This window comes from Sporomusa sp. GT1, from assembly GCF_014634905.1.
Lineage (GTDB): Bacteria > Bacillota > Negativicutes > Sporomusales > Sporomusaceae > Sporomusa > Sporomusa sphaeroides.
Genome location: NZ_BMBX01000012.1, coordinates 1 through 13163, shown reverse-complemented (window position 1 = coordinate 13163; position 13163 = coordinate 1). Strand labels below are relative to the sequence as shown.

The window sequence follows — 13163 nt, the reverse complement described above, 5'->3', positions numbered from 1 at the left end:
ACTAATTGAACCTTGCGAAAAGGAGATGTTTATATATGGATAGCAGAAAAGCTGACAAATGCCATGGTTGCTGTCCGCTTGATTTTGTGATAATGCCTATCAATAGGCCGCCAGACATTGATGCCGGGTTCTGGGTGCAGGCTACAGCCAACGGTGAGGTATGTGGCTATGATGGCTGCGGCACTATTTCGATATCGGCTGAAGGCCTTATTCCTCTGGGGGTTTATACGGTGTGGTTTGCTACCGACCGGGGACTTCGGCCGGCTGCACCTACCGATGCCGTATATACGGCAGACGGCTTTGATCCTAACCGGTTGGTGGTAAATGATAACGGGATACTTAATTATTATGTTGCACCGCTCGATTTTAACCCGTTTCGGGGGATCCCGATACCAAGAACTAAGACCATGGCTATTATTCAGGGAGTAATTATCGGATTTCACAGTAACCGGCGAACTAACGGTACTGCTCCGGGAGAGTTTAATGTCAATTTTTTTGAACAATTATCGGCAGAATTATGCCTATCACGGATAACCACCGATGGATTTTGGCAAACTGAATAAAGTTTAATTATTTTCAATACTAACCGGGGTACCGACAGCCACCAGCTGGGAGAGTTCAAGTACATCCCGGTTATACATACGGATACAGCCTTTGGAAACGGCACCACCAATGGAAGACGGATTATTGGTGCCGTGAATGCCGTAATGGGGCTGGCTGAGACCTAGCCACATGGCGCCGAAAGGGCCGCCGGGATTGCGGACTTTACTGATAATGTGATAGCGGCCAACCGGAGTGGCAGTCTCTATTTTGCCGACACCGACAGGATAGGTTCTGACAACCTTATTACCCTGTCTTACATATAAGAGCCGCCTGGTAAGTGAAATTTTAATAGAATATGTCATGTGTGCATCACCTCTGCTACCATAGTATGCGAAGCCAGGCTGAAGGTGAAGGAAGAGTAATTTCTAAGGGGAATTGCTCTTCCTTTTATTTTTAGTTTTTTAAATTTTTAAACTATTTTTCATGAACAGGAGGATTTGAAATAATTTTCACGAAGTAATAAAAACACAATAAATTATCAGATTTTTTAAAATTTAATCGAAAGGAGGTAGTTAGTGTAATGACCCAAATGGTGAAGTGGTTTAAAGGAATTACCGGTAAGCTGGCTGTATGCTTGTTTTTTACCGGTATCGCACCGCTTGCAGGAATTGTTTTTTTTATGAAGATATTTTCGTCTAACCGGTTTGAAGGACTACTATGTATTTATATTATTGTATCGGCAGCAGCTTTGTTGCTGTGGTCAATCGTTGTTGCCCGGTGTATCGCCACCCCCATTCATCAGCTGCTTGGCAGTATGCGGGAAATGGCGTCAGGCGGCGGTGATCTTAAAAAGCAGTTAAAGGTCGAGACAAGTGATGAAATCGGACATCTTGCCCATAATACCAATAATGTTATGGGAAAAATTTCGGATCTCATCGGGGAAATTACACAAATTAGCGGCAAGACATTGACGGCCAGTAAACATCTGTCAGATTATACTGCTCAGGTAAGTGAAGCCATGCGTCAGACAACCGAAAATATCGGGGAAATAGCGGCCGGTTCATCCCGGCAGGTGCATGATTTGGAATTGTGCAGTAAGTCCACGGCACATGCCAGTAACGAGATTTTTGACATCAATCATTTAGCGGCTCAGACCGCTGAATTGGCGAAAGAAGCCAATGCCAGCGCCGGTGAAGGGGCAGCTCAGGTCAAGGAAGCCATTGCCACCATGAAGGTCGTAAATACGCAGATGGATATTTCATCAAAGGCCATTCATGGCTTAGCTGACAGGATAAACCAGATTGGGCAGATTGTTGAGGTTATTACCGGTATTGCTGATCAGACCAATCTCTTAGCGCTTAATGCCGCCATTGAAGCCGCCAGGGCGGGCGAACAAGGGCGAGGATTTGCTGTAGTTGCCGATGAAGTGCGGAAGCTTGCCGAAAACTCCCGCCAATCGGCCGAAGAAATAACCAAATTGATTACCGGGGTACGGCAGGAAACAATAGATACTGTGACAGCTATTGAAAATGCGCTTACCCAGGCCCATCAGGGTGCGGATAAGGCCAGTGGCTCAGAAGCCGCATTAACCCGGATTATTACTATCAGCAAGAAGCTTAATGAACAAATTGATATTATGGCGAAAAATACAACCGGCGTAACCACCGACATTCAAAATATTGCAGACAATGTATCAGAAATAACAAATATTGCCCGTCATTTCTCCGGGGCCAGTGAGGAAATCAATGCTGCCAGTGAAGAAGTATTTGCAACCATCGAGAAAATCACCACAGCGGCGAAAGAGCTTAATGATATGGCCCAGAATATGGAAGAAATGACGGTTCAATTTGTTGCCGTTGACCCAATTACCAGACAGAGAATTAAAGATAAGCTAAATAAGGCGCGGCATTTGTTGACTGCTTACGGGCCGGTTCATATAGACGGCAGTAATCAGCTGGCGGCCGGTAATCAGATAATTAATAACAATGAGCGCCTTGTTGATGAAATATCCCGGCAGATTGGCGCTGATTTTACTATATTCCAAGGCAATACCCGGGTAGCAACTACCGTTACCACCAGAGCCGGACGCCGGGCCACTAACACCCCGGCAGCCAAATATGTGGAAAAAGCGGTATTGGAACGGGATACGGAGTATATTGGCCGCGCTACCGTTATGCGGCAGTGGTATGTAGTAAATTATGAAGCACTCAAGGATAAAACCGGACATATTGTCGGGATGCTGTTTGTTGGAGAAAAACTAAAATAATGAACCCGGTCCAAGAGCAATAGATGCTTTTTAAGCAGCTATTGCTCTTTTTTTATTTAAGACAGGCCCATATTTTGCAACAAGGTAATAAATTAGTAAAAAGATATAATTACTTCGTGACATAAAATGTATAAATATTAAAAATAATCCAAGTCAGACCTTATAATTCTAAACAAGGAGGCAGGTACTATATGGCCTATGATTTTGAGAAGCTAATTAAGCAAGACCGAAAAGAGCATAAACAATATAAATTTGATGGTAATTTTCTGGATTATTTAACAATTATTAAAGAAAATCCAGGGCTTGCCGTATTAGCGCATCAGCGAATGCACGAACTGCTGATAAAGCCTGGTGTCGAGACAATAAGAACCGAAGAAAATCCAAGGTTGCGGCGAATCTATGGCAACGATACCATCAAGCGTTATCGTTTTTTTCAAGACAACTTTTTCGGGATAGACAAAAGTATTATGAAGATTATGCGTTACTTCCATTCGGCGGCCATGAAGGGGGAAGAATCCCGGCAGGTGTTGTACCTGGTTGGCCCGGTGGGGGCAGGCAAGTCTTCGATTATGGAAGCACTGAAACAAGCTTTGGAAATGAGTCCGCCTATTTATATACTCAAAGACTGCCCCATGCGGGAAGAACCGCTGCACCTTATCCCAAAACATTTGCGCCCGCAGTTTGAAGAATTATTGGGTATTAGTGTGGAAGGTGACTTATGTCCTATTTGCCGTTACCGGTTAAAAAATGATTATGATGGCGAATTCGAACGTTTTCCGGTTACTACCACCGGGTTTTCCATCCGGTCCCGCAAGGGCATTGGCGTTGTACCGCCGGTTGATCCTAATAATCAGGATACATCGGTACTATCCGGCTCTGTCGATATTTCCAAACTGGACTTATACCCGGAAGACGATCCGCGGGTCTTATCCTTAAACGGCGCGTTTAACGTCGGCAACCGGGGTGTGGTCGAGTTTATCGAAGTATTTAAAAACGATGTAGAGTATCTGCACACAATGATTACAGCCACCCAGGAAAAGTCGATTCCCTCCCCGGGCAAAGGGGCTATGATTTATTTTGACGGCATTATTCTGGCTCATTCTAATGAAGCCGAATGGAACAAGTTTAAATCCGATCATACCAATGAAGCCATTCTTGACCGGATTGTCAAGGTAGAGGTGCCATATTGCCTGGAACTTGATGAAGAAGTCAAGATTTATCGTAAAGTGCTTAAAAACAGCACTTTTAATGCCCATATTGCCCCCCATACCATCGAGGTTGCCTCCATGTTTGCCATACTCACACGGCTGGCACCCTCATCCAAGGTGGATTCGTTTACCAAATTAAAAATTTATAATGGGGAAGAAATTGTTGAGAAAGGTTCTACGAAAAAAGTTGATATATTTGAATTGCGCGAGGAAGCTGTGCGGGAAGGCATGACAGGCATTTCTACCCGTTTTATTATGAAAGCGCTTGATACTACCTTGTCGGAGTCGGAATTTAACTGCATCAATCCCATTGCTGTTATTGAGACAATGGTCAGAGCCGTTAAAGACCTTGCTATTGCCGAGGATGAAAAGAAACGCTATCTGGGATTTTTACAGGATACGGTAAAAAAAGAGTATAATAAAATACTGGAAAAAGAAGTGACAAAAGCCTTTATTCATGGCTACAAAGAACAGGCCGAAAGCCTGTTTAATAATTATCTGGACCATGCCGAGGCTTATGTCAACATGACAAAACTAAAAGATAAAAACACCGGCGAAGAGCTTGAGCCTGATATCAAATTTCTGCAATCCATTGAAGAGCAAATTGGTATAACCGCTACAGCTGCCCAAGGCTTTCGTCAGGATGTTACCTCCTATATGTTCACCGTTATGCGGGGTGGGGGGAAAATTGATTATAAGAGTTATGAACCGCTTAAAGAAGCTATTGAAAAGAAGCTGACTTCGTCAGTCAAAGAGCTTTCCCGGATTATTACCAAAGCCAGGGTGCGGGATAAAGAGCAGGACAGCAAGTTTGACGCCATGGTGGAATCCATGAACGAGAATGGCTATTGTCCGCATTGCTGCAATGTAATCTTAAAATATGCAGCCAATAACTTGTGGAAGGATTAGTAGTCCACCAAGCCCAAATCCACAGACTTTAGACTTGGCAGACTACTAGTGCGGGAGCGGAGGTGACTTATGGCAATCTTCAAGGAGGGACGTACCGGCCAGTCTGACCGTTCACAATATGACCGTAAACGCCACCGGGAGCTGGTGGAAGACTCTATAAGACGGAATTTAGGCGATATTATTGCCGAAGAAAGTATTATTGGTCAAAGTAAAAACAAAAAAATAAAAATACCCATCCGCGGTATTAGAGAATATCAGTTTATCTATGGCAAGAATAATGGCGGCTCTGCCAGCGGCACAGGCGGCGAGCAGCGCGGCCAGGTCATTGGACGGATCAACGGCCAGCCGGAAAAAGGCTTAGGTCAGGCCGGCAACGAGCAAGGGGAAGACATTTACGAGACAGAAATCACTATGGATGAAATCATCAACTACTTGTTTGAAGATATTAACCTGCCTGACTTGGAACGCAAGAAATTTTCGCTCCAGGAGTCGGAATACAAGTTTAAAAAGTCAGGCTACCAGCGCAAGGGCATTCCGCCAAGACTGGCAAAAAAACGGACTATGGTCGAAAAAATCAAACGCCAGCAGGGAATGTCCAGAGAAAAGGCATATACACCATCACTTGATGATAATGGCTGCCCGGTACGTGAGCGGGTGCCTTTCCGTGAGGAGGATTTGCGTTATTTTCGGGTAAAAGAGGATATCAGGCGTCATTCCAATGCGGTGGTTTTTTGCATTATGGATGTATCAGGCTCCATGGACCAGAGCAAAAAGTATTTGGCCCGTACTTTTTATTTTCTGCTTTATCAATTTCTGCGCTGGAAATACGAACAGGTTGAAGTAGTATTTGTTGCCCATACCACGGAAGCCAAAGAAGTAAATGAACGCGAGTTTTTTCATCACGGTGAGTCCGGTGGCACCATGATTTCGAGCGGTTATGCCAAGGCACTGGAGATTATCGAGCAGCGGTACAGTCCCTCGGTATGGAATATCTACGCCTTTCACTGCACCGATGGCGACAACTGGACGGAAGACAACCCGCGAACCATTGAGAAAGCCAAAGAGCTGGTCAGTGTCAGTAATTTGATGGGCTATGTTGAGATACTGGCCAATTATGGCTATGGCATTACTATCAGGCGCGAACTGGAGAAAAGCATTAGGGATGATAATTTTGTTATTGTTTCTATGGGACGGAAAGAAGATATCTGGCCGGCGCTTAGACGGATATTGGAAAAAGAATCGGAAGTTGACACAACTGCCGGGGGTGACAGCTAATGGCAGCAGATTATGCAATGCATGAACTGGAAGAGTGGAGCCGGAAGCTTGAGCAGCTTGTTGCAGCAAAGGGACTTACCTGTTATGAGCAGCAATTTGAAATTTGCAGCTATGAAGATATGCTGTGCTATGAAGCTTATGTCGGCATGCCGTCCCATTATCCCCACTGGAGCTATGGCAAAGCGTATGAACGCCAAAAGACTTTTTATAGCTATAATCTGACCGGCTTGCCGTATGAGATGGTGATAAATTCAGATCCCTGCATTGCCTATCTCATGCGGGATAATACCTTGTTATTACAGATATTGACCATTGCCCATGTATATGGGCATAATGATTTTTTTAAAAATAACCGGCTGTTTAAAGAAAATACCCGGGCAGAGCTTACTGTTGAAATGTTTAAAGCCCATGCCAACCGGGTACGGGATTATATAGCCGATCCCAGCATTGGACCGCAAAAGGTGGAACGTATTCTTGACGCCGCTCACGCGCTAAGGTTTCAAGTCCGGCGGCAAGGCGAGGGGAAAGTGCCGGGAAAAAGTGAGCTGGCCAAAGAACTGCCTCATCAAGTGCCTGACCGGTTAAAAAGAGACCTGCTGTGGTTTTTAAGCGAACGGGGAAAATTAGCTTACTGGGAGCGGGATATAATAAGTATTGTCAGGGAAGAAAGCTTCTATTTTATTCCCCAGGTGGAAACCAAAATTATGAATGAAGGCTGGGCAAGTTATTGGCATTACAGCCTGCTGAATGAACTTTCACTGCCACAGGGATTGCAGCTGGAATTCCTGCAGCGCCACAACCTGGTTGTCAGGCCTTTTGAAGGGCAGCTTAATCCATACTTTATGGGATTTAAGATGTTTGAATATCTTGATAAACACTATGGGCGGGAAAAGCTATTCGAAATCCGGGAGCAAGAGCGGGACACATCGTTTTTACGGCGGTATTTGAACCAGGAATTGTGTGAAGAAATGAAGTTGTTTAATTACAAGGTGCGCGGTGTGGATCTTGTGGTATCAGAGGTGGCTGACGAAGAAGGCTGGAAAGCAATCCGGGATGAACTGGCCAATACTGTTGGCCTGGGGACAGTGCCGGAAATTAATCCGGAGGGTGTGGAAAATGGTGTGCTGCTGCTGCAGCATATGTATGACGGACGGGAATTGGAAATGAATTATGCCAAAGAAACCATTAAGTATGTCGCAGAACTATGGGGCGGCAAAGTGGAGTTAAAGACCAGGCTTAATGACAAGGATAAGATAATCCGGTGTACCGAGGATAAGATTGTATCTGTGTGGGATATAGTATAATGACGGCAAACCCCCAGGCCTATGTTTTGGCCTGGGGGTTTGCTGTTAGGCATTATATACTTTGGCAGTCTCTTCACCGGTCAGTACCCGGTAAGCGCCCTCGGCCAGCGCCTGCAGTTCGTTTTCTCCCGGCAGGACAATCACCGGCGCAATGAAGCCGATATATTCTTTGAGTTTGGCGGTAAGCTGCTGGGAGTAAGCAATACCACCGGTCAAAATAATATAGTCTACTTTACCGCAGACAGGTACGGCAGCGGCGGCAATGCTCTTGGCAATAGTATAAATCATCGCTTGATAGACAAGTGCTGCCTGGTTGTCGCCGGTGGCCGCACGACGCTCCACTTCACGCACATCGTTGGTGCCCAGATGGGCCACCAAACCGCCTTTGCCGGCCAGGAGTTTAGCGGCGGCAGGGTAGTCCAGTTTTTCCGTAATCAAAATTTCAGCAAACTGAGCAGCCGGAACTGTACCGGCACGTTCAGGGGAAAACGGACCTTCGCCGTCCAGGGCGTTATTTACCTCAACCACTTCCCCGAAGGTATGACAACCGACCGAAATACCGCCGCCTAAATGGGCGACAATCAGATTAAGGCTGTCATAATCGCGGTTGATGCTTTTGGCAAACCGTTTAACGACAGCTTTTTGGTTCAAGGCGTGAAAAATGCTTCTGCGGGTAATCTCGGGGCGGCCGGTAATCCGGGCCACAGGTGCCAGTTCGTCGACAACGACAGGATCGACAATATAACCGGGGCAGCCGCTTTGTCTGGCAATGCCCTCAGCCAAAATAGCGCCAAGGTTACTGGCATGGGCGCCATAGCGGTTGTTTTTTAAATCATCGAGCATAACCTCATTTATTTCATAAGTACCGCTGGGCATAGGTTTTAGCAGTCCGCCGCGGCCGACGACTGCCGCTAAGTCGCTGGCGTTAATATTTTGGCCGGCGAAAAAGGCATGAATTTTTTCCAGGCGGTATTCCAGCTGATCGCCAATAACAGCAAATTTTGCAATATCTTCAGCGCTATGGTTGATATTTTGGCTGAGGATTTCGGTTGTATCCTCGTATAAGCCGATTTTGGTGGAAGTAGAACCAGGGTTTATTGTTAGAATTTTATATGGCATAATATGACCTCCATTTACTGCAATAATATAGCTAGCTCTATTGTAGTATTATTACCTGAATTTGTTAAGTGGCGAGAGCAAAGAAAAAGTCTGGCTAGACCAGACGCAAGAGTCCGAGAATAATTAAAATTGCCCCTGGGATATAAGGAAACCGTTTCTTTAAATCATCTGAGGCTAAGCGGGCAGCAGCGCTAATTCCTGCCGCAATCAAAGATACCTGAATAAAAGCCATGACTGCCGGGGTATAGAGCGGCAGCGGTTTAATCAGGGCTGCGGCAAAGGTGGCAATAAAATTATCAATGCCCAGGGCTAAACCGAGAAGTATGGCCTCAGAGGAATTTATCGAGCGGGAATTATCCATGTCGGCGGTTTCCGGATCGGCCATGATATTAATAACAATGCGTCCCAGGCGAAAGGTAAGGCAGTTGTTGCTTGATTCGGCAGCCTGGCAGAACCTTCTTTTAGTGAGGTATTCGCAAAAAATGTTCCAGGCTCCAATACTAATTAAGAGCAGCGAGCCGGCAATAACAGCCACGTGGGTGTTGAGAAACGAACCCAGGTAATAAGAGAAGGCCATTGCAGCTCCGGTACAAAGGGCTGTGATAACGCCGATTACGGCCATGGACTGTAAGGGGACGGTTATTGATTTTAACCCATAGGCTGCCCCGGCGGTAAAAGCATCCAGACTGACGGCAAAACCCAGTAAAAGCACATAAAGCATAGTTTTTCCTCCTATTGTATCAGCCCAGACGCAGCAGTCCTAAGATAATTAATAAGGTTCCGGGAAGATAGGGAAAGCGTTTTTTTAAGTTTTCCGGGAAAAATTTGCGGGAAGAGTAGCAGCCGCCTGCAATACATATCATATGTATCAATCCTATGACTATTGGTGTGTAGAGCGGCAGTGAACCCATAAGCGCAACGGCAAAGGTACCCACCATGGCATCAGCACCAACGGCCAAGCCTAAGAATACTGCTTCCAGTGAACTGATGAAGCCCAGTCTGTCGACATCAGCAGTTTCCGGTTTGGCCATAATACTGACAACCAGCCGGCCAAATGAAAAAGTCAGTTTACGGGCGGTAACCTCGCCATCCATTTCATAGGAGGTGACACTTTTGGTAAAATACTGTTGGCCGAGGCTCCATAAGCCAAGCAAAATCAGGAGTAACGCGCCAAGGATAAGCGCAATATCGGTATTGATAAATTGACCGACCATATAGGCCATAACCATTGCCACAGCGGTGCAGATGCTTGCAACTATACCGACAATGATGAGTGATATTAAGGGCATCCTGATATTTTTCAAACCATAAGCGACACCGGCGACGAAACCGTCAATACTGACTGCCAAACCGAGCAGCAATACATAAAAAATGCTCATGAATCTTACGCCTCCTGCTGTCATGATGAGACAGTGTTGTCTTTCGCCCTAACAGAAAGTATAACTTTCTTAAGAGCAGGATTAACATCGGCTTGTGCTGTCGCCAAGGGCTCGGCGCAAGCCGTGTTTTCTTTATAGTAGTATATGGTTTGAGGAAAAGTTCGGTTACAGGCGGGATAATAGAGATTGTTTTTGACTTTGTCTGGTGTTTGCAGGATTTTTTTGCATATGTGGGGAAATTATAGTAGAATGACGAATTATTGAGGTGGTTTTGTGCAAGATGGTTTGGATTTTGGTTTAGGCAAAGTATTGCCGATCAAAATTGAAGATGAAATGAAAAATTCATATATTGACTACGCTATGAGTGTAATTGTTATGCGGGCATTGCCTGATGTCCGCGATGGACTAAAACCTGTTCATCGCCGGATACTGTATGCCATGCACGAAGCAGGAATGGCTGCCAATAAGCCGTACAAAAAATCGGCGCGTATTGTCGGTGAAGTTCTTGGTAAATACCACCCTCATGGCGATAGTTCGGTATATGATGCCATTGTCCGTATGGCGCAGAATTTTTCGACCCGCTACATGCAAGTAGACGGACATGGAAACTTCGGTTCTGTGGATGGCGATTCGGCAGCGGCTATGCGTTACACAGAAGTGCGCATGTCACGGATTGCTGAAGAAATGCTGGCAGATATTGAAAAAGACACCGTTGATTTTGTTCCCAACTATGATGAATCGTTAAAAGAGCCCGCAGTACTGCCGGCCAAAATACCCAACCTTTTGATCAATGGTTCTTCGGGTATTGCGGTAGGGATGGCTACCAATATTCCTCCTCATAATCTGGGGGAAGTTGTTGATGGCCTAATCATGATGATTGAAAATCCTGAGGTAACTATAACCGACTTAATGATGGCCATTAAAGGCCCTGATTTTCCCACAGGAGCTTTAATCCTGGGACGGGAAGGCATTAGACAGGCTTATACTACCGGTAAGGGCAGTGTTAAAATCAGAGCTCAAGCCAGAATAGAAAATATGTCTGGCGGTAAACAGCGTATTTTGGTGAGTGAACTGCCGTATCAGGTTAATAAAGCCAAATTGATTGAAAACATTGCTGCCCTTGTTAGGGACAAAACCATTGACGGCATTACCGATCTTAGAGATGAGAGCGACCGCAATGGTATGCGAGTGGTTATCGAACTTAGACGGGATGCTAACGCAGATGTTGTGTTAAATCAGTTGTATAAGCATACCCAGATGCAGGATACTTTCGGGGTTAATATGCTGGCTCTGGTAAACGGCCGTCCCAAAGTGTTTAACTTACAGGAAGTTCTATATCATTATCTGGAACATCAAAAAGAAGTAATTGTTCGCCGCACTAAGTTTGAATTGGCTAAAGCGCGGGCCAGAGCTCACATTTTAGAAGGCTTGAAAATTGCGCTTGATCATCTGGATGCTGTTATTAGCACAATTAGGCAATCGCAAACTCCGGAAATTGCTAAAAATGCATTAATGGATAAATTCAGCCTGAGTGAAAAGCAATCGCAGGCTATCCTGGATATGCGTCTCCAGCGTTTGACCGGACTGGAACGCGAAAAAATTGAGAACGAGTATAAGGACATAATGGAGACCATCGAATGGTTGGAAGGCGTACTGGCAGACGAAAGCAAAGTAATGAACATCATCAAAGAAGAACTTTTAGATGTTAAAAAACGGTTTTCGGACGAACGGCGTACGGTTATTACCAGCGATGTTTCCAAAATGGACATGGAAGACCTGATTGCGGAAGAGGATATTGTAATAACCTTGACTCACCAAGGCTATATCAAGCGTTTGCCGGTTGATACCTATCGCAGTCAGCGGCGGGGCGGTAAAGGCGTAACCGGGATGGGAACCAAAGAAGAAGATTTTGTCGAGCATTTATTTGTGGCGACAACTCATCATAATCTCTTGTTTTTCACCAGCAGGGGACGGATGTACCGGTTAAAAGGCTATGAACTACCGGAGGCCGGGCGCACAGCCAAAGGAACGGCTATCGTTAATTTGCTGCAAGTGGAGAAAGATGAAAAAATCACTGCCGTTATTCCGATCAAAGAGTTTAGTGCCAAACGGTACTTGTTTATGGCTACGCAAAAAGGTACTGTCAAAAAATCGGAACTGCTTGATTTTGATACTGCCCGTAAAGGCGGCTTAATCGCGATTTCCTTAGATGAAGATGATGACTTGATTGGCGTTAAACTGACAAATGGCGAATGTGATATCATTATGGGTACCCGGGATGGCAAGGCCATTGTTTTCCGTGAAGCCGATGTCAGGATTATGGGCCGGACAGCGCATGGGGTCAGAGGCATAACTCTGGAACCAGGCGATCAGGTTGTTGGCATGGATGTAACCAAAAAAGATGGTGAAGTGCTGACAATAACTTCTGAAGGGTATGGCAAACGTACTGCGGTCACCGACTACCGGATAACCGGACGGGGCGGCAAAGGTGTTATTAATATCAAACCAAACTCGGCTGAAAAAATTGGCCATGTAGTTGGCATTAAAGTGGTCAAGCCCGGACAGGAGCTAATGTTAATAACCATTGACGGCATTATCATCCGGATGGAGATTGATACCATATCGATAACCAGCCGCAGCACGCAGGGTGTAAAAGTTATGCGCACCGATGCGGAGGATCAGGTAATAGCATTGGCTGTTGTTGAAAAAAAGGCTAATAACGATTAAAGCTAGCAGCGCCCCGCCATGGCGGGGTGCTCTGTTTTTTTGTCCTAACAAGCAGTATAATTCCACAACGCTGCGCCGTTGGTGCCGACCCTGCGCTTATGCATAACCGCCGCCTGCACTGTAATATGGAATAAACTGTTATTGACATAATCAACAAATGCGTGATAATATAAGTAGGTCGTCTCAATGGGAGGTAATAATAACCAAAACCTATAGTGGCGGCAGTAAATACCAAAATAAATATGTTGACACGGTAGCGTAAGCGTGGTAACATAAAAGAGTTGTCGCTGTTACGGCGATGATGTCCCGGATAAAATGTGCAAGATGCGTCCGAGACAGCAGCGCATTCATGCGCGTCGTTCCCTGAAAACTGAACAATGTAAGTAATGCATCATAAAAAGCCAGATGTGCGGTGCTCAATGAGCACTTTAAA

General features: G+C 45.4%; 11 protein-coding genes. 6 read left to right on the top strand and 5 right to left on the bottom strand.

The window, feature by feature from the left end; translation table 11 throughout:
* Positions 1-35 precede the first annotated feature (35 nt).
* On the top strand, positions 36-563 hold the full coding sequence (locus GT1_RS13800; RefSeq protein ID WP_188399253.1) for a hypothetical protein: 528 nt from the start codon (positions 36-38) through the stop codon (positions 561-563).
* A 3-nt stretch (positions 564-566) separates the two neighbouring features.
* On the opposite strand, the gene GT1_RS13795 is transcribed toward GT1_RS13800, so the two are convergent.
* Complete coding sequence (locus GT1_RS13795) at positions 567-905, bottom strand: L,D-transpeptidase (protein WP_075756513.1); 339 nt, start codon at positions 903-905, stop codon at positions 567-569.
* Positions 906-1123: 218 nt separating this feature from the next.
* Between GT1_RS13795 and GT1_RS13790 the strand changes: the two genes are divergently transcribed.
* From GT1_RS13790 to GT1_RS13775, 4 genes are all read left to right on the top strand, one after another.
* Positions 1124-2809 (top strand): methyl-accepting chemotaxis protein, encoded by a 1686-nt coding sequence (locus GT1_RS13790; RefSeq protein ID WP_188399252.1) that lies wholly within the window; start codon positions 1124-1126, stop codon positions 2807-2809.
* Positions 2810-3000: 191 nt separating this feature from the next.
* The gene (locus GT1_RS13785) at positions 3001-4926 is read left to right on the top strand and encodes a PrkA family serine protein kinase (RefSeq protein ID WP_188399251.1); all 1926 of its coding nucleotides are present in this window, start codon (positions 3001-3003) and stop codon (positions 4924-4926) included.
* A gap of 69 nt (positions 4927-4995) precedes the next feature.
* Positions 4996-6201: a YeaH/YhbH family protein gene (locus GT1_RS13780; RefSeq protein ID WP_188399250.1), complete on the top strand. Its 1206-nt coding sequence runs from the start codon at positions 4996-4998 to the stop codon at positions 6199-6201.
* Complete coding sequence (locus GT1_RS13775) at positions 6201-7505, top strand: SpoVR family protein (RefSeq protein WP_188399249.1); 1305 nt, start codon at positions 6201-6203, stop codon at positions 7503-7505. Before GT1_RS13780 ends, GT1_RS13775 begins: the two co-directional genes overlap by 1 nt.
* A gap of 45 nt (positions 7506-7550) precedes the next feature.
* Here GT1_RS13775 and buk read toward each other — a convergent pair whose 3' ends face one another.
* The 3 genes from buk to GT1_RS13760 form a co-directional block, all read right to left on the bottom strand.
* Positions 7551-8624, bottom strand: coding sequence for a butyrate kinase (gene buk, locus GT1_RS13770; protein WP_188399248.1), 1074 nt, complete (start codon positions 8622-8624; stop codon positions 7551-7553).
* Between the two features lie 94 nt (positions 8625-8718).
* On the bottom strand, positions 8719-9345 hold the full coding sequence (gene ytaF, locus GT1_RS13765) for a sporulation membrane protein YtaF (protein WP_188399247.1): 627 nt from the start codon (positions 9343-9345) through the stop codon (positions 8719-8721).
* Positions 9346-9364: 19 nt separating this feature from the next.
* A complete protein-coding gene (locus tag GT1_RS13760) occupies positions 9365-10003 on the bottom strand; it encodes a manganese efflux pump (protein ID WP_075756520.1) in 639 nt (212 codons plus the stop codon).
* Between the two features lie 285 nt (positions 10004-10288).
* Between GT1_RS13760 and gyrA the strand changes: the two genes are divergently transcribed.
* Positions 10289-12730 (top strand): DNA gyrase subunit A, encoded by a 2442-nt coding sequence (gene gyrA / locus GT1_RS13755; protein ID WP_188399322.1) that lies wholly within the window; start codon positions 10289-10291, stop codon positions 12728-12730.
* 210 nt (positions 12731-12940) lie between these two features.
* Here the strand turns inward: gyrA and GT1_RS22275 are convergent.
* Positions 12941-13163: hypothetical protein (locus GT1_RS22275; RefSeq protein ID WP_223226260.1), on the bottom strand; the 223-nt coding region annotated here is incomplete at its 5' end.